The following is a 19,165-nucleotide window of genomic DNA, read 5'->3' as shown; positions in this document are numbered from 1 at the left end:
CCGGGATGGGTTTATCCCGTACGGGTCAACCGCTGATTTTACGCGTGAGATGGGTGAAGTATTTGAGAAGGTTGGAAATACGGGGACAACCCCTTGCTGGCCGTGGATATCGCCCTTTTGCTTATGGAGGAAGCCATAGAAGCATTCGGGTATGCCGACGACTCTGACGGAGATATTGGCGTTATGGCAGAAGAAGCGCTGGAACTAGTCGGGGAAATCGCCGAGGAAAGCCGCGACCTGGATGTGGAGCAAAGACAGCGGGTATTCGAGAAGTTGATGGAGCGGAGCGATGGCGAGATTTTTGAGGGCTGGGATGAATTCCGCATTGGATTGCTGCGAATCTGTGCCGGCTTTGCCGATGTTGAAGCTTTGAGGAACAAGTTAAGAATGAAAATCGAACAATTGATTAGCCAAAACGCCGGCAACGAGCATAAAGATTATAGCAATGAAGGGATGCTGAGCATCTGGTTTGAAATGATCCAGAAATACGGCACGCCGGAAGAAGTCGAACAATTTGCTGTGGAGAATCTCCGGTTTTCTTTTTTTCGGGAATGGTATATCAAGAAGTTCATGCAGAAGGGGAATTTTCAGAAGGTCGTGGATCTGGCTTTGGAAGGGGAAGCCCAAGCTCAAGATCAAGCTCTCCGGGGACTGGTAATCCAATGGAAAAAGTTGCGATATGAGGCTTATAAACGGTTATCGCTTAAGGAAGAGCAGAAAACCTTGGCTGAGGAGCTGTTGCTGGACGGAGATTTTGGATATTATGAAGAACTGAAACAATTGGCCGGCGGTGATACGGCAGCCCTTTATCATCACCTAAAACAAGAGCTGCAAGCGAAAAAGGATTGGCAAAGCAAAGGGTTGTATCTAAGGCTGATTGAAGCGGAAGACGACCTGGACGAGCTCCTGGCGTACGTGAAGGAGTATCCGGGCGAAATTGAAAGATATGCCGACCGGCTGGCGAAGCGGTTTGAGATCGAAGTGATCGCTTTGTATCAGCAGCGGATTCGCTTGGAGGCCAGCGCCGCTTCCAAACGCAAAGAATACCAACGCGTATGCGGCATCATTAGAAGATATCAAAAAAATAGCCGGCAGCGCCCATCAACGCCAAATGATCGAGGAATTAATGGATTTATATAGCGGCAAACCGGCCTTTTTGGACGAGTTGAGCCAAATCCATGACGGGTTAAATTAATGAGATCCTCCCTTGGGGAGTTTTTTGTTCAATTTAGAAGTCGTCGCCGCTTGGCTATACGGCCAAATTGACCGATTATTCATGGATGGATATTAGGAAATTTGTGGGGGAAAAAGGTTTTTGGGCGATTGGGATCGAAATAGGTGCGTAAGGCTATGTACCTTTAACGAGAAAGATACGACGATGTAGCCTTGAAGTAATGAAGAGTAATCAATTGGTTGGTAAAAGCGGGAAAGAACAGCGGTGCGAACCCCAAGCTCACATAAAATCCCCGGGACATTCGCACCTCTTGTCTGGCGTGGGATTGCGGGATATTGCGGCTTTGTTTAACTTGTTTTTAAACCATAAAAAGGGGATTCGCACTAAAGCGTTTCCAAACCTTTGCTGGATGCGGGGGTTAGGTGGACGGAGTCGCTCCCTATGTGGGAGCGTGGATTGAAAGCAACAATCAGGTCTTTTACGAAGATATCGACGAGGTCGCTCCCTATGTGGGAGCGTGGATTGAAAGCGCCAGACTGCACCTCCACCGTGGTTGCGTTATACAGTCGCTCCCTATGTGGGAGCGTGGATTGAAAGACAGGACGGGATGGTCAATCTCGCACCAATAACCGTCGCTCCCTATGTGGGAGCGTGGATTGAAAGATTAAATCCACCTCACGTTGTGCGAACATTTGTTGTCGCTCCCTATGTGGGAGCGTGGATTGAAAGGTTACGTTATTCAAACGGGGCGGATGGAGCCGATGTCGCTCCCTATGTGGGAGCGTGGATTGAAAGCGATGGATACGCCAATCATCACGCGCTGGGCTGATCGTCGCTCCCTATGTGGGAGCGTGGATTGAAAGGGATCATCTTTCTTGTAGTAAACCGGCACTGCGAGTCGCTCCCTATGTGGGAGCGTGGATTGAAAGACCTGATCTTGGTATATGGTGCCCTGGTACAAATGTCGCTCCCTATGTGGGAGCGTGGATTGAAAGTTTCAGGACGAAATGCTTGAAAGACTTACACCAGAAGTCGCTCCCTATGTGGGAGCGTGGATTGAAAGCGAAGTTTTATGCATTTTCGCTGCATAATCGTAGTCGCTCCCTATGTGGGAGCGTGGATTGAAAGCTCACAATCAACGTGTAAAGGGCGGTGAAATAGATGGTCGCTCCCTATGTGGGAGCGTGGATTGAAAGGCCGCTTAGTAGGCGGTTGAATACCGCGCGTGCCGTCGCTCCCTATGTGGGAGCGTGGATTGAAAGAATAATGCTGCCATTGACGAACGTCCACTCGTGCGTCGCTCCCTATGTGGGAGCGTGGATTGAAAGTGCCGCCACCCATAGCGGATTAGGAGGATAACCATGGTCGCTCCCTATGTGGGAGCGTGGATTGAAAGCGCTTCTGACCGATTGTATGTTCTAACCGTCTTAAGTCGCTCCCTATGTGGGAGCGTGGATTGAAAGTACGCGGACGGCGTCGGCCTGTTTCGCGGCGTTATCGTCGCTCCCTATGTGGGAGCGTGGATTGAAAGTAAAATTTTCGTGCCACGGAAAAGGGGCGGGGGAGTCGCTCCCTATGTGGGAGCGTGGATTGAAAGTTGATACCAATATTACACCATAATTACACCAATGTCGCTCCCTATGTGGGAGCGTGGATTGAAAGAGTGATCTCGTCCATCGTCTCCTTGGTCATGTCGAACTGGTCGCTCCCTATGTGGGAGCGTGGATTGAAAGTCCCTTGGCTCCCTTTGACCCCTTCGGAAGTGTGTCGCTCCCTATGTGGGAGCGTGGATTGAAAGCGACGCGATCCGGATGAACGACTTTTATGACCAGCGTCGCTCCCTATGTGGGAGCGTGGATTGAAAGTGTCCCTGTGCAGGAAGCCGGGAGGGTTTGCCGTCGTCGCTCCCTATGTGGGAGCGTGGATTGAAAGACGTGGATAGAGTTTATCTTTGATCTCGTTATAGGGTCGCTCCCTATGTGGGAGCGTGGATTGAAAGATCTTTGAATGCGGATATTAACCTTGAAGAACACATCGTCGCTCCCTATGTGGGAGCGTGGATTGAAAGTATATCCGTATAGGGGCTAGCCCCGCTCACGCTTTGTCGCTCCCTATGTGGGAGCGTGGATTGAAAGATGATTTTGCCGCCAGTTACGCGGATAAAGTAACGGTCGCTCCCTATGTGGGAGCGTGGATTGAAAGAATATGGTTGTTTACGGCGTTTATGGCAATCAAGGTCGCTCCCTATGTGGGAGCGTGGATTGAAAGCAAGCGGAGCGCGACCGGATGCTCGAATTACTTGCCGTCGCTCCCTATGTGGGAGCGTGGATTGAAAGCTCAAACTTAGCGTCAAGTTCTGCGGACATGTCGTCGCTCCCTATGTGGGAGCGTGGATTGAAAGCAAGACAATGCGGCTGATTGTAAACCTCGTAAATCGTCGCTCCCTATGTGGGAGCGTGGATTGAAAGCAGCCCGCTATATGGATTACGGTTTGGCAAAGGCGTCGCTCCCTATGCGGGAGCGTGGATTGAAAGTTCGGCGTTTGTGCAAGAATATTGAACTTGATTGTCGCTCCCTATGCGGGAGCGTGGATTGAAAGATCTGATTTCTTTATCGGGAGCACCTATCGAGACAAGTCGCTCCCTATGCGGGAGCGTGGATTGAAAGCGCAGCGCTCACAACGCCCTCCAGACCGTTCTAGTGCGTCGCTCCCTATGCGGGAGCGTGGATTGAAAGTTGAGCACTCTTTTGGGATTGTGCTTTGCGTGCTGTCGCTCCCTATGCGGGAGCGTGGATTGAAAGTTAAGAAAGTCTTAGAGGAATCGTTGGTGCACAGTCGCTCCCTATGCGGGAGCGTGGATTGAAAGGATGTAAACGGCCCTGCGCTCATCATGACGAATGTCGCTCCCTATGCGGGAGCGTGGATTGAAAGGGTTTGTCCGCCATTTGCAAACGCTTCCTTATAGTCGCTCCCTATGCGGGAGCGTGGATTGAAAGTACCATGGTATCACCCCTCTATAAAATCAAATAGTCGCTCCCTATGCGGGAGCGTGGATTGAAAGTCGACGAGATCGAAGAGAAAGCGCCGGAAGCGCCGCAGGTCGCTCCCTATGCGGGAGCGTGGATTGAAAGATCGAAAATAACCACGCTGCCATGCACATCCGCGAGTCGCTCCCTATGCGGGAGCGTGGATTGAAAGATTGGCATGTTTTAGCCCTCCTTAACCTATAGCAACGGTCGCTCCCTATGCGGGAGCGTGGATTGAAAGGTCGATATTGGCCGTGATGTTTGTAGCTTTACCGGTCGCTCCCTATGCGGGAGCGTGGATTGAAAGTGATTTGGCCAGCAAGAAAAAGTATTCATGAGCCGTCGCTCCCTATGCGGGAGCGTGGATTGAAAGTTCTGAAGATCATTACCCTCATGTGATTGGAGTGTGTCGCTCCCTATGCGGGAGCGTGGATTGAAAGGTAGCTCTAGGGCTAATTACACTGGTAGCCAAAGTCGTCGCTCCCTATGCGGGAGCGTGGATTGAAAGAGGTCAAGCCACACCAAACCTTTGCTTAAACATCGTCGCTCCCTATGCGGGAGCGTGGATTGAAAGTTGCCGGGATCATTGTTTTTTGACCTATTACACCAGTCGCTCCCTATGCGGGAGCGTGGATTGAAAGGTTAATAATCTTGATGTTGCGTTGCTTGAGATCGTCGCTCCCTATGCGGGAGCGTGGATTGAAAGGAGTAGGGTTTCCGCACATTACAGCTTATTGAATTGTCGCTCCCTATGCGGGAGCGTGGATTGAAAGATCCATACTGAATGCACCGAGAAAGTCTGTATAGTCGCTCCCTATGTGGGAGCGTGGATTGAAAGGCCGACGGTCGCATATGTATGCCCATCCCCAAGCGGTCGCTCCCTATGTGGGAGCGTGGCTTGAAAGATGTAAAATCAATACCAAGTTGCCCCTTAAGATAACGCCACTCTCAAGCCTCAGCGTTCCTCTCTGCACGAGAGGGTGGAATGAAAGAAGGTCTGATTCTTTGCGATTACCAGGATCAATAGCCACTTCCCACATAGGAGTATCTTAATGAAAATTGCCTTTGGTTAAAGGCTTTTTTTGTACACTCAAGGAATGTGGAAATGTTCGCGTGTTTAATGTGGAGTGATTTTAGAGTGAAGCCCCCTCCTTATCAATTGCCTAGATGATTACTCCTTCGCTTAGAGAGAGGAGATAGATAAAGTTAAGGGAGGTTATGGAATTAACGGATTTATAAACGGCAAACCGGCCTTTTAGATGAATTGAGCCCAATCCACGATTAGACAAATTATTGAGCTCCTCCCTCGCGGGGGGAGTTTTTTGCTTAACTTGGAAATCACTGTAGAAATCCGCCCACAAAGGCAATCACAACCCTCAGATTCGTTTCTCACTCTTGCTTTAAGCCTATAACATATTGGGAAATTTGTGGGGAAAAAGGGTTTTGGTCGATAGGGGTCGAAATAGGTGGAACAAGGCGAATGGTTCTTTTTTCCTGGGTCGTAATCAGTCGAATTAGAAGAGGGGTGGAAGCCAAGTGCGGACGTTAAAAGCTCCCGAATTGAGGCCGCCAGAGGTTCAATCGCTACTGGATGACGCAAATAAGAAAATGGTTCGCGACTGCTTCACTATCCGAGTGGTGACGCCGATGGTCGGCGGAGGGGTGAAGCCGCAGTGGATTGACAAGCTGCGTCCGGTAAGAAGTAGCGCGATCCGCGGTCAGCTTCGTTTTTGGTGGCGGGCTACTCGCGGGGCCACTTATCAAAACGTAGCGGAATTAAGAAGCCGGGAGGTAGAGATTTTCGGTAGTACAGAAAGACCGAGTGCGGTGAAAATATGGGTTGAAACCGATTCGTCGAGAATTAAATCTACTCCAATGTTTGATGAAAGTAAGAAAAAAATGGTCAGAGAGCCGTGGGAAGGTCAGTACGCACTCTTCTCATTCCTGGGAATGAAGCAGGAAGACCCGCAATATTTGAATAACTTCTATTTCACCTTGCATGTTGAGTATAACCTGTCCGAATCCGATGTAAAGACGTGGGCCCGGGACTTGGAAGAACTCAAGCTCGATGTGGAATGCGCTTTATGGGCCTGGATCAATTTCGGCGGTATTGGTTCACGAACCCGAAGAGGTTGTGGGAGTCTGTATTGCAGTAAGTTCTCCCCTAAAACAGCAAGGGCGGATGAACTACGAGCATGTTTTCAGGAAAAAGTGGAGCAATACAAATTAAATCTGGTTTCGCATGAAGCGAATTTTCAGCAAACGCACCGCGAATGGCCAACTTTAAGCACCACGATCAAATTTGGTGGTGGCGAAACAGAGCCTGTCAAAGCGTGGAGTATGGCCGTCAGGGAGCTGCAGAAGTTTCGCAATGCTCGAAATGAGTACAAGGAAGGAGGCACCAAGCGCTTTTCAAGGTCATTTTGGCCGGAAGCTGACTCAATCCGCCGCATTACGAAAATTGGCGTTAAAGATCATCTGAAGTCGACTACGATCAAGGAAGGCCCGGACTATGTCGCTTTTCCGCGTGCTCAACTAGGGTTGCCGATTATTTTTCATTTTCAGAACGACACCCAAAAGCATCCGCCTAAAGATCAGGGATACGAGCCGTCGGATATTGAGCTTGTGCCCAAAGACCGTGATCGCCTGGCTTCGCCGGTAATTGTGAAGGCCGTTGCCGTCGAAAACGGTTTTAAAGCGATTAGTGCGGTGGTTGTGTTAAACCAGCCTAGACTTGGTCATTTACGTCTGCAGTTGATACAAAAGAAAGAGTTTAAGAAATATATAGAACGCAAGCAGTACGAAGCGAGCAAGCGATTCAACGGGAAAGATATCCACCCCAGCGCCGTTTACATAGCCCCGGAGTATCTTCCGGAACACCGGGCGAAAAACCCGATGAGGATTCACAGCAATGGTCAACCTACCAGCCGGCAGGATGTGACCGCCTCGGCGGTTACTGCTTTTTTAAATTCGGGGAAGGTGAGGGAATGGCAGTGGCTGAACGAAAACTGATGCTGTTCTCAATCGGGCCTGTGCAGGATTTCATCGCCCAGGCAAGGCGGACGGGAGATCTGTGGTTCGGTTCTTTTCTTCTCTCCAGGCTTAGCCGTGCGGCGGCAGAGGCTTTTCGAAGAAAGAACGGCAAGATCGTATATCCGCATATCGATTGGGAGGCCCCGCCGGATCGGGCTAAAGTGACGAACAAGCTGCTCGGCTATGTGGAATCCGATTGCCCAGAGCAACTTGCACTAGATATTCGTATTGAAGTGGCCAGGGCCTGGAAGCAAATTTCAGATGAGGCATTGGAGCGGTTGCGGCCGTATGTTAATGAAAATCTGTGGGATCGGCAAATCAAGGACTTTATCGAGTTCTATGCGGTCTGGGTTCTGCTTCCTGACTTGAACGATTACGGAACAGCGCTGAGACGCGCCGAGCAATTGCTGACCGCCCGTAAAACCTTGCGTGATTTCAAACAGAACGAACCGGCAAAAATGTTCGGCGAAAAGAAATCGAGCCTTGATGGCGGCCGCGAGTCGGTGCTGCTGATGGACAAGCAGAACGACTTGGCCCGTTTCGGCATCAAATCGCATGAAACGCTGGATGCCATTTCGGCGGTAAAGCGGCTCTCTTTGTACACGCGTGCCGGAAGCCGTTTTTTGTCCGTCTGCGATGTGGCGTTCAACAACTTCCAGCGGCGGCTGCGGAAGGATGAGAACCTGCGCCATCAAGTGGAAGGCTACTTTTCTAGGCTGCGGGAGATTGACCCGGTGTTCGGCAAGTTGAATCCGAACGGTGAAGGCCAATTATTCAGGCTGTTTTACGAGAGCCGGATCGAGGATTTTGTGGACGAACATGCCAATCCGCCTATACAGGATGAAAAAAAGCGGAAGCTCGTGTCCCAGGCTGCAGCGGAGCTCGAGGCGCTGTATCGGAAAATCGGCATTCGCCCGACACCGTATTATGCGTTTCTGCTCTGCGATGGGGACCGAATGGGCGAAGCTCTAAACGAGCTGTCCACATTTGAGCAGCATGGCCTGTTCACGGAACGCCTGTCGCGGTTCGCCGACAGTGCGGAAAACATCATCAACGCCTGCGAAGGTCGGCTGGTTTACAGCGGCGGCGATGACGTCATGGCCTATTTGCCGATCGACAAGTGTCTGGAAGCGGCGGCAAGCTTGCAGCAATCTTTTGCCTGCGTTATGAAGGAAGCGATGCCTGAAGACGGAAGACGGCCTACGCTGTCCATCGGAATTGCGGTCGTACATATGATGGAAATGCTTGGAGACGTTCGGCAACTGGCGGCGGAAGCCGAGCGTTTGGCCAAACAGGAGCGGAACAGCCTGGCTATTGTTTACCGCAAACGCAACGGCGGCGATCAGATGCGGATACGCCTGTCTTTTGACGAGCAGCCGGTGGAACGTCTGCAGCGGATACAGCAATGGTATCGGGATAAGTTATTTTCGTTCTCGTTTGCATATGAATTGCGTGGCTTGTATGAGGAGTACAGCCGGTTGAGCCAAGGTTCGCTCTGGCTTTCCGATCAAGAGCGGACGCGCAGATTGATTGAAAAGGAACTGGAGCGGCTGGCCGTTCGTAAAAAGCCCGAGCATTTAACAGCGGAAGCGGTGCAGCGCGAACTGCTCGCGCCCATGCTCGATATGCTGGGCGGGAAGGGCGCGCTGCTGGAGCGGTTGCGTATGTTGGCCGAGCAGTTTATCATTGCCGTCAATCTAGAGAAAGCGGGTGCGATCTATGAAACGATGGCTGAAAATTCGCCCTCTTGAACCGGTGATGCTGCGGGATGGCCGTCCGTTCGAGGCGAATCCCGGCGCCAAGGCGCACAGCATGAGCGAAGTGCCGCCCAGTGTTGTCGCCGGCACGCTCCGTACGCTGCTGGGGAAGAAGCTGGCGGAGGAACACGGTCATACAACCGCGTTCGGCGAGAAAGAAAAGCTCGAGGTAGCCAAGCTGGCCGTACGCGGTCCTCTTTTGCATTATAAGGAGCAACCTTATTTCCCGGTTCCTCGGGATCTGCATTTTCGGCAGGCCGGGAACCGGTTGGAAGTGGACAGGATCGTCCCCCGCAAGCCGGGAGAAGGGGAAGGGTTCCTCGGTACAGGCAGAAGCGGTTGGCATGGAGACCGGCTTTGGCCCGCTGCGGGTGCCTCAGGCAAGGGCGCGGCCGCAGCGCCGCAATATCTGTCCGCCGAATGGATGATCGATTGGCTCGGAACACATGCGCTAACGGAAGATTGGATGAAACCGCTGGATAACTGGTATGCGGATGAGACACGCTTGCCGGAAAACGTCCAGGGTGGTTTGACTTACGTCAAGGAAGCCGCATCTGAACCGTTCCTGCGGGCGTTCCCCCGGGATGTCCGCACGCATGTAGCCATTGACAAGGCATCGCACACAGCGATGGAGGGGATTTTGTTCGACACCGAGGCGCTGGTGTTTCCTGAGGATGCGTATCTGCTGGCAGAAGCGGATTTGTCTGAGTCGAACATCGCTTGGCCGAAAGGCTTGTCGGCGATCCACTCGTTTGGCGGCAAACGGCGTCTAGCGCATTTCAGTGAAACCGAAGCTGGCGAGGTCTGGTCCTGTCCCGACTCGATTCTCCAGGCTTTGGACGGGGCCTGCTATATTCGAATGGTGCTGGCAACCCCGGCGTATTTTACGAAAGGCTGGCTACCGGGATGGCTTGATAGCGACTTAAGAGGAAAACCGGAAGCAATGGGTGAGGAAGATATCGTTTTGGAACTCAAATGGGCTTGTGTCCCTCGCTGGCAGCCCATTTCCGGTTGGAGCTATGGTAAGCGGGAGGAAAAGGCCATCCGGCGTATGGTTCCAGCCGGGAGCGTCTACTTCTTCAAAGTCGAGCGGGGGAACCCGCGGCTGCTCGCGGAAAAGCTGTGGCTGCAATCCGTATCCGACCGCAACCGGCGAACGGCCATGCTTGACAGAAACGACGGGTTTGGACTGGCTTTATGGGGCGTGTGGGATGAAAAAGCGTACAGCGGAGATGAACGAAATCAGGAGGTGGAATCTCGATGATTGCTGGCAGCAAGATGTATTGGATTCATTGTCTGTCCCCGGTCCATATCGGGACCGGTCAGGGTGTAGGCGCGATCGATATGCCGATGATGAGAGAAAGAATAACTGAATGGCCCTATATCCCGGGCAGCAGCATAAAAGGAGTGCAGCGTGAATCGCTGGCGGCGGAACTGGAGAAGAGGGAAGGCAACGCCGCTTCGGTTCCGTTGAAGAAAGAGGAGTGGCTGAATGCCGCTTTTGGAAAGGCGGATCAAAGAGATTCCGGGGGCAAGGGAATTGAGGGAAATGCGGGTGCGCTCGTCTTTTCGGACAGCCGGTTGTTTGCGTTCCCGGTAGCCAGCTTTTATGGAACTTTTGCGTATGTCACTTGCCCGCTTGCCGTCCGGCGGCTGGCCCGCGATCTGGCGGCCGCAGGTATGGTTGCCTGTCCGGATATCGGGGAGCTGGAGCAAGAACTAACCGATTCCCGCGCCTGGATTACGACCGGGAGCGCATTGACCAACTCGGCATCCGGGGATGGTAAAGCTCCGTCGGTTCATTCGGCGGCTGACTGGAAGGATGAAAACACGCTTCCTCTTTTCCTCGATGAATTTGAATGCAGGGCCTTGAAGTCGGATAAACTTGATCTTTTGGCCACATGGGCAGGTGAGCGGATTTTCGCAGACGACGTGTCTCGTCGTATGTTTAAAGAACGTTTAGTGCTCGTTTCCGATGAGAGTTTTCAGTACTTTGTAACCATGTGCTGTGAAGTGACGCCGCGGATTCGCATTTCGCCCGATACGAAGACCGTACAGAACGGGATGTTGTGGTCTGAGGAATATTTGCCGACGGAGTCCATCCTGTACGGCATTGTCTGGTGCGACCGTCTGTACACCAGGATCGAAGGACTGACGGAGCAAAGCTTGCTGAGCAGACTGTCCGGTACAAAAATGCTGCAAATCGGCGGCAATCTGACGGTAGGCAAAGGACGAGTGCAATGTCGTTTTTCCGGAGGGGAACGCGCATGAACTCGTATGAACACCGATATGCCGAAGTGGCTTTTCGTCACATCAGCAGCATGGATCCGGATTCCTCGGATGCGGCCGAATACTTCCGGCGAAGCCGCGAATTCCCGTCACTGTTGCTTCAGAACGGCTTGCGGCTGACTGTGGCGTTTTACGAAGCAAAGTCCGTCTCTGGGGAAGATTCCGAATCGATCGTAAGAAAAGCTTATGCAGACTATTTGTGTCATATGGCGGAAGCGCTCAATCGGGGGGAACTAACAAGTAAGAGCCTTCCTAAGGACAGCGGGCCTTATCGATATTTATCCCGCCGTGCTCTGCATGCCGCAACCTGGTTCAAGCGTTACAGCGAAACGCTGCTCCGCCAGCCGGAATCCTGACCCATGAATCAAGGAAAGGAGGGGAAGCCGTGAATCTGCATCAGATGTTGAACAAATACCGGGGTTTTCAGGAGGATTCCGACCTCGGAATGATCGTGGACAAAAATGGGGAGACCAAAGGTGTTTTTTACGATCGGGTTGTGAAAGAGTACGAAACTTATTGGACCGAGTCAATCGATTGGTATAGGAAACTGTATCAGCGACACTATCAGAAAATGGCCGGGCGGCATAGACCTTTCTTTGTCTCTAGCGAGTCGCCTTGCATTATCGGCCAAGGCCAGCAAACGGTATTGGAAACAGGCATGGCGCTGCACAAGACTTATGGCGTGCCGTACATTCCGGGAACAGCGCTCAAAGGGCTGGCTGCTCACTACTGCCACCGGTATCTTGGGGCGGAGCACCCGTCTTTTCGGATGGACGGCGACAGCTACAAGGTACTGTTCGGTACGCAACAGGAAGCGGGATATATCCGCTTTTTCGATGCGCTTCCAACGCCCGAAACGGTCCGTACGGCTCTTTTGCCGGATGTGATGACGCCGCATCATCAAAGCTACAACAGTCTGTCGAGTGATGCCTCGAAACGGCTTCGGCCGGAAGCGGAGTATGCGCCGGTAGAAAGCGGAGCGAATGCTCCTCGTGACGATGATTCGCCGATTCCCGTTCCATTCCTCTCGGTGGTGGCTGATTTCCGAATTATGTTGTTCTGTGAGTCGGACAGTGAGGAAGCCGATGCGTGGTTGGAGATTGCGGAGCAGCTTGTGCTTCGGGCCTTGAAACTGGAAGGTATCGGAGGGAAGACGAACGCCGGATATGGAAGAATGACTTTGAAACAGGCGAGGTTAAAAGATGAGCAAAGAAAGCAACAGTAATGAAACTGCGGATGAAAACAGGCAGAAAGCGATTCGCCATATCGTGAACAACTACGCCGAACTGGAGGCATCGATCGTCAGCCAACTTAGTTTTCAGAGCCAGCATCCGGGAACATCAGGCGGTTTCCGGGAAGAAATCTGGAAGGCCATGTTCGAGCAGCTGATTCCGAAGAAGTTTTCCATCGCCCGTTCCGTGTTTATCATCGATTCCGCCGGGCGGGTATCCAATGAAGTCGATCTGGCTATTTACGACGAACAATACACTCCCTATATTTTTCGGCATGGAACCTTAAAATATATTCCGATCGAGGCGGTTGCTGTCGTGGTGGAATGTAAGAGTAAAAGTCCGGATTTTGGAGCGTTGGAGAATTGGCTGAATGGAATCAGGGGGCTTAAAACGTCTCAAAGAGCCGTTGCCAGAATGAATCCTTACGTTTTTTTTGGCGATGACCTGCAAGAAAAGAAACATACACAGACTTCTACGCGCCCGCTTCGGATATTGTGTCATACCAGCGAATCGGAACTGAAGATACCGGACGGTTTCGATATGATTATCCACCCTAAGGGGAAGCGCTTGACTGTTGCATTGACATCCGCTCAGCAGAATCTGGAATATTGGTATAATGAATTAAATCATAACGATAAAGAGCAAGAGGCTTATCGTAAAGCATTTAACTGGCCGAAGCCAAAGAATTCCGAAAAAATAAACGTAGAACAGACGGCAGCAACGGAAATTGAGGACATAAAGAAGCAGTACGATTTGCAGAATTATCGGGTGTGCGTTAACCTGGACAGCAAGAGCGGGGAAAAAGAAGAAATCTCGCTGCTTTCTCTAACGTTTCAACTAAATCAGCTTTTGATGCTGATTAATAACCCGATGTTATTCCCACATAAAGCCTATGTAGATATGTTTAACGAGCGGTATACGAAGGAGTAGCCTTGGAGCATGAACCGGGAAGTAATCGTTCTCTAGCAAAACGGAATATAGTGGCGGTGCGAACCCCAAGCTCACATAAAAATCCCGGGACATTCGCACCTCTCGCCCAGCGCGGGATTTCGGGATTTTACGTCAATACTTACCCCATTTATTAACCATAAAAAAGGGGATTCGCACTAAAGCGTTTTCAAACCCTTGCTGGATGCGGGGTTGAAATGATCGCGGTCGCTCCCTATGCGGGAGCGTGGATTGAAAGATCGTCTCCCTTATTTGTCGTATGTACGACTTGGTCGCTCCCTATGCGGGAGCGTGGATTGAAAGAGCCCGGCAACCGATGGAGGCTATTTGGCGACAGGTCGCTCCCTATGCGGGAGCGTGGATTGAAAGGGTTAATCCGGAAGCAATATCACAACTGGAACGAAGTCGCTCCCTATGCGGGAGCGTGGATTGAAAGGCGTCAGCATACAGCAGTTCGGACGCGCGGTCCCAGTCGCTCCCTATGCGGGAGCGTGGATTGAAAGGAGAATGGGCGCGTTCCGTTCGAAGTCCCACTCGTCGTCGCTCCCTATGCGGGAGCGTGGATTGAAAGTTGCGCGGCAATAGGGGAGGCGTATGACAATGAGTGTCGCTCCCTATGCGGGAGCGTGGATTGAAAGCGACATATGGCATTATTTGATGGGGCAAGGATTTGCGTCGCTCCCTATGCGGGAGCGTGGATTGAAAGCCGTAATGCCGGTTCAAATAGCACATAAACCTCGGTCGCTCCCTATGCGGGAGCGTGGATTGAAAGCAAGTAGCCTATCGCCTGCATCTGTGCAGGCGTAAGCGTCGCTCCCTATGCGGGAGCGTGGATTGAAAGGGGGCATTTCGATCCCATCCCCTTACCAACCATAAGTCGCTCCCTATGCGGGAGCGTGGATTGAAAGAGATCATCGACGACATAGGCGGTGAGTATGATGGGTCGCTCCCTATGCGGGAGCGTGGATTGAAAGGGAGCAGTTGCGGCGTCAGGTGGTCCATCTGCTCAAAAGTCGCTCCCTATGCGGGAGCGTGGATTGAAAGGGATACTTCGGATAAAGGGTACACCTATACACCCGGGTCGCTCCCTATGCGGGAGCGTGGATTGAAAGTGGAGAATGAACTGTCAGCTCCAGTTTTGCCTGATGTCGCTCCCTATGCGGGAGCGTGGATTGAAAGGAAACCGAGTGTACCGGGTAATTTCGGAGTCGTAGGTCGCTCCCTATGCGGGAGCGTGGATTGAAAGAGGAAGGACTAAATCCTGCGGGTGTTTAAGGAGACAAGTCGCTCCCTATGCGGGAGCGTGGATTGAAAGTTTGACTGTGGTGATAGCTACTCCAGTGTTTACAGTCGCTCCCTATGCGGGAGCGTGGATTGAAAGACGCGGTTTGCAGAAATAGCGATCTTCCCAGTCGGTCGCTCCCTATGCGGGAGCGTGGATTGAAAGTCCAAACTCATGAACGGCTTGCTGTGGCTTCTCCGTCGCTCCCTATGCGGGAGCGTGGATTGAAAGGCAAACGTCATTGTCCCCTTTTTGCAGTTCTTCGGTCGCTCCCTATGCGGGAGCGTGGATTGAAAGCAAGCAACACTCATTAAGTTTCTCATTCCGATCATGTCGCTCCCTATGCGGGAGCGTGGATTGAAAGATCAAACGGGCGTCTATGGGAAAAGAAATCAAAATGTCGCTCCCTATGCGGGAGCGTGGATTGAAAGGATTTGATTTCGAGACCAACGCGAATCGTCCGGCCGTCGCTCCCTATGCGGGAGCGTGGATTGAAAGCCGACTTAAAAATATACCCTGTGTTCTCGATCATGTCGCTCCCTATGCGGGAGCGTGGATTGAAAGCGAAGTCCGCCGGCGGAAGCTGCGCGAATTTCTCCGCGTCGCTCCCTATGCGGGAGCGTGGATTGAAAGCCGGAACCGCCCCACCAGTCACTGATTGTCTTTTGTCGCTCCCTATGCGGGAGCGTGGATTGAAAGAGCTGATTCCGTCCGGGATGAAGTTCCCGAACCGAAGGTCGCTCCCTATGCGGGAGCGTGGATTGAAAGTCTGAAATACTTGTTATCGCAATAATATCTGGTATAGTCGCTCCCTATGCGGGAGCGTGGATTGAAAGTTAATAGGAGGACTTATGTATGAATCTCGTACCGAGTCGCTCCCTATGCGGGAGCGTGGATTGAAAGAAGCAGCCTTAGAAATGCTGCATCCGACCGGGAGTCGCTCCCTATGCGGGAGCGTGGATTGAAAGCGTAATTGAATCCGTTTATGATCAGCCGATTGTTCGTCGCTCCCTATGCGGGAGCGTGGATTGAAAGCTAATTGGGAGAAACACCAAAATACTGAGGCTCTTGTCGCTCCCTATGCGGGAGCGTGGATTGAAAGTAATAGTTTCACGCGCTCCCCTCCCTTTACTTCTGTCGCTCCCTATGCGGGAGCGTGGATTGAAAGGCTTGATTCTCTGGACTACCGGGTAAATGATCTGTCGCTCCCTATGCGGGAGCGTGGATTGAAAGCTCGATCTGTTTGGTCATGGCCTGGGCGATTTCCTGTCGCTCCCTATGCGGGAGCGTGGATTGAAAGAGAATGGCGGCGTGGTTCCGGCAGATTTGGCCGGTGTCGCTCCCTATGCGGGAGCGTGGATTGAAAGATCGTGTCATGCACCTTTAAGACAGTGCTGACCAGCGTCGCTCCCTATGCGGGAGCGTGGATTGAAAGGTCAGTGCAGGCAATCATCCAGTTTACGGGCATGGTCGCTCCCTATGCGGGAGCGTGGATTGAAAGCGGCGATAGCGGAAGAGGCGGTTTATCCGAAAAGGATCGTCGCTCCCTATGCGGGAGCGTGGATTGAAAGCGTACGCCCCGTATACCTATGTAGAACCAGCAAGCGTCGCTCCCTATGCGGGAGCGTGGATTGAAAGTCTAACGGCAAAATCCGAACGGAAGTATTCGAAGCAGTCGCTCCCTATGCGGGAGCGTAGATTGAAAGCCGAACATGTTGCCCGGCATCCGTATGCCGCGAGTCGCTCCCTATGCGGGAGCGTGGATTGAAAGAAAGGTCGTCAGGCTATCGCTGTACCAGTTCTTGCCGTCGCTCCCTATGCGGGAGCGTGGATTGAAAGGTCCTTAGCGTGGCCCAGTTGCTTTCGGATGTCATGTCGCTCCCTATGCGGGAGCGTGGATTGAAAGGAAAGTGTTCGGGTTTATTGCTGACGATGTAGTCCCGTCGCTCCCTATACGGGAGCGTGGATTGAAAGTTCGATCAATTCTTTAAAACTCCAAAACCGTATTGTGTCGCTCCCTCTACGGGAGCGTGGATTGAAAGTTTATCCGGAGCACAAGAAATTTCAAACGATAATTCGTCGCTCCCTCTACGGGAGCGTAGATTGAAAGAATTTTACGCTGCTCATTTCTTCCATTTTGTGTCGCTCCCTACGAGGGGCTAGAATGGGATTTACTTTCCCAAGAAAGAAAAAAGACTCGCTAACTGGGTACGTAAGAACGAGCCCATAGGTTAATTTTGTACACATGAAGGAGAACCAGCTCACCTACTGTCCAAAAATTCTGAAGAGAATTTCTGGACAGTGAGCCCTTTTACATAAAAATAAGGAATTGCATTTTCGTATAAATTTAAAAAGAAGAACTACGAGTCTGCCTAAAAATCGATGCTTGACTGACGGGTTAGCCTCGAATGATCGATCCATCCGAAATATTTTCTACGCTAACGGTTGTCAGCGCGCCTATTCGGCCGAAAATCGGGGGGTTTCTTTTCTAAGGGTTGTATATGCACTAGCGTTGCAAGAACACTAACATCAATTTTCAGCAAAACCCACATTTGGATTATTGAAACTATAAATGGATTTTTTTACAGTCATTTTTTAAGCTTAAGACCAAAAAGTCAAGGTTACCTAATGCGTAGGTCGCGATGTCCCATTAAATGTATATAATGGATATTATTACTTGAATTTGCTTGGCTTAATTATCCCAACCATTGTGCGCACCGATAACGCTTTGGGACCTGACCCCGGACGTCTCCCCGGACTACTTCGACTGGGTTTCCGATCCAGTTCGGTTCGAAAGGATCGCCATGAACGGTACAAATACTCGCGGAGAATCCGGAGCACTTGCCAGTTTGTTTTTGCCGTTTGGGTGCTGTGCCGGATGTGCTCCACGAGCAAGGCAGTAATTAAAGCCAAGAATAATTGGTTCCAAATAGCCTGTGGTTTATGACTGTGCAGCTTCTTCAATCGCAAATGTTGCTTCAGCCATTTAAAATACAACTCGATGAGCCAGCGATTTTTGTAGATCTGCGCGATTTCTTCAGCGGTCTTATCCCATACCGATGTAAAAATACGATAAGTCCGTTCCTGCTCGTCATAAAACTCCACCAAACGAACGGAATGTTCCATGGATCGGAAGGAACTGCCCACGCAAACCTTGGCGTCCCGCGTGATGTTCGAGCCTTCCGGAACAGGATACTCCTCAATGACGGTGGCAAGCGCGCGATCTCGCATACGGATCACAAACTGGATGTTGTCCTGGACCCATTGATCCATCCGGGCATAATCATCATAACCGCGATCCATCACATAAATCGCATCCGAGGGGACGACCAGTTCAACGGCCCCCGCACGATCCCCTACATTGAGCGAACTGGGGATCATGGCATCAGGAAATAGCTTGTCGGGAGCTGTAACAACGAGGCGCAGATGCATCTTGACGCCGCTACTCTTATTTGACATCTTGGCCCAACTTCCAAGTTGAAGCGGCAGTCGAATGCTGGAAGAATCAATGATGTGCAATTTCCCGCTCTGGCCCTGGTGGCAAGCACGTTGCTGTGTTTGTGATGCCAGATGCTGAAACATCCACTCCAACAGCTCCGTTGGGATCTGATCGAGTTTTCGGGATAATTGCGAGCCGCTGATACTCTCCAACTGTAGAAGCTGCTGAAGTTTCGGCTCAGCACGAAGTGCAATTTCCATTTCACCGTAAGATGACCATTGTTTCAACTGAGCATTGATGAAGAGCATGATCGCTTTCATCGTGGTAAGTTTCTTGGTGTAATGGTCGAAGAGTAAACGTTGATGCACATCGATGGGCAGTAAGGAAATCAGTTGACGAATGACCGTTTTAGCTTTAACGTTATCCATGGTTGGTCTCCTTTTGTAGAGAGTTATGGACAACGTACCTACCTCTTTACAATAGGAGATTTTTTATGCTTTTTCCATGAAAAATGATCATAATTACCCATATTTAACTAATATTTGATTATTCGCGTTAGGTTTTATGCAACGCTAGTGTTGTATATGTGCTTATTTGGACGAAAACAGCCCTTTTACCGCCGAAAATTGGGGAATAAGCTCGCTGGCAACCGTTACATTTTGCAAACCCCCGTTTTAGCTCAAATAGCGTCGCTCACAACCGTTAGAATCGCGCTAGCGCTCTTCTACGCTTTCGCACCTAGTCCCCCTGGATGGCCGCCCCGGTACGCCCGCTCACCTGTTCCTCGTTACGCCCGCCCTCCACCCGCCAGTTCTTCGGTACTACTCCCCCTGGTTCACGTTCAGCAAAGCCAAATTATAAATATAAAAATAAAAAGACGCACATTTATATTTACAATTAAAACAATTCATTTAAAATAATAGTCATAACTTCTAAGCACGACTAGAGGGGAAACGAAAATGAGGCGTTAACTGCGGTAACCCA

General features: G+C 51.2%; 9 protein-coding genes and 2 CRISPR repeat arrays. Of the genes, 8 read left to right on the top strand and 1 reads right to left on the bottom strand.

The genetic code is table 11. The features are described 5' to 3' along the window. The first annotated feature begins 93 nt into the window (after window positions 1-93). The 8 genes from DYE26_RS19190 (at window position 94) to DYE26_RS19155 (ending at window position 13,442) form a co-directional block, all read left to right on the top strand. Entirely contained in the window at window positions 94-1,140 is a 1,047-nt protein-coding gene (locus tag DYE26_RS19190) for a hypothetical protein (protein WP_051985721.1), read from the top strand. A gap of 465 nt (window positions 1,141-1,605) precedes the next feature. Continuing rightward, window positions 1,606-5,106: a CRISPR direct-repeat array (repeat unit 32 nt; unit sequence GTCGCTCCCTATGCGGGAGCGTGGATTGAAAG). A gap of 631 nt (window positions 5,107-5,737) precedes the next feature. Beyond that, window positions 5,738-7,213 (top strand): type III-B CRISPR module RAMP protein Cmr1, encoded by a 1,476-nt coding sequence (cmr1, locus tag DYE26_RS19185; protein ID WP_036626394.1) that lies wholly within the window; start codon window positions 5,738-5,740, stop codon window positions 7,211-7,213. Continuing rightward, window positions 7,189-8,985, top strand: a complete 1,797-nt coding sequence (gene cas10, locus DYE26_RS19180) for a type III-B CRISPR-associated protein Cas10/Cmr2 (RefSeq protein ID WP_051985720.1) — start codon at window positions 7,189-7,191, stop codon at window positions 8,983-8,985. Before cmr1 ends, cas10 begins: the two co-directional genes overlap by 25 nt. After that, window positions 8,954-10,255 carry a type III-B CRISPR module-associated protein Cmr3 gene (cmr3, locus tag DYE26_RS19175; protein ID WP_051985719.1) on the top strand — a complete coding sequence of 434 codons (1,302 nt, stop codon included), beginning with the start codon at window positions 8,954-8,956 and terminating at the stop codon, window positions 10,253-10,255. The genes cas10 and cmr3 overlap by 32 nt, the downstream gene beginning before the upstream one ends. Further along, window positions 10,252-11,262 carry a type III-B CRISPR module RAMP protein Cmr4 gene (cmr4, locus tag DYE26_RS19170; protein ID WP_036626393.1) on the top strand — a complete coding sequence of 337 codons (1,011 nt, stop codon included), beginning with the start codon at window positions 10,252-10,254 and terminating at the stop codon, window positions 11,260-11,262. Before cmr3 ends, cmr4 begins: the two co-directional genes overlap by 4 nt. Next, on the top strand, window positions 11,259-11,636 hold the full coding sequence (cmr5, locus tag DYE26_RS19165) for a type III-B CRISPR module-associated protein Cmr5 (protein WP_036626392.1): 378 nt from the start codon (window positions 11,259-11,261) through the stop codon (window positions 11,634-11,636). Before cmr4 ends, cmr5 begins: the two co-directional genes overlap by 4 nt. A gap of 29 nt (window positions 11,637-11,665) precedes the next feature. Continuing rightward, window positions 11,666-12,505 carry a type III-B CRISPR module RAMP protein Cmr6 gene (gene cmr6 / locus DYE26_RS19160; RefSeq protein WP_051985718.1) on the top strand — a complete coding sequence of 280 codons (840 nt, stop codon included), beginning with the start codon at window positions 11,666-11,668 and terminating at the stop codon, window positions 12,503-12,505. After that, a complete protein-coding gene (locus DYE26_RS19155) occupies window positions 12,483-13,442 on the top strand; it encodes a DUF6602 domain-containing protein (protein WP_051985717.1) in 960 nt (319 codons plus the stop codon). Before cmr6 ends, DYE26_RS19155 begins: the two co-directional genes overlap by 23 nt. A 224-nt stretch (window positions 13,443-13,666) precedes the next feature. Further along, window positions 13,667-16,852: direct repeats of the CRISPR family, unit length 32 nt; unit sequence GTCGCTCCCTATGCGGGAGCGTGGATTGAAAG. 563 nt (window positions 16,853-17,415) lie between these two features. On the opposite strand, the gene DYE26_RS19150 is transcribed toward DYE26_RS19155, so the two are convergent. Continuing rightward, complete coding sequence (locus DYE26_RS19150) at window positions 17,416-18,609, bottom strand: IS4 family transposase (RefSeq protein ID WP_036618208.1); 1,194 nt, start codon at window positions 18,607-18,609, stop codon at window positions 17,416-17,418. Window positions 18,610-19,165 lie beyond the last annotated feature (556 nt).

This window comes from Paenibacillus macerans, from assembly GCF_900454495.1.
In the GTDB taxonomy this organism is placed as follows: domain Bacteria; phylum Bacillota; class Bacilli; order Paenibacillales; family Paenibacillaceae; genus Fontibacillus; species Fontibacillus macerans.
Note: the sequence above shows the minus strand (reverse complement) of the source record. Positions and strands in the feature narration are given on the sequence as shown.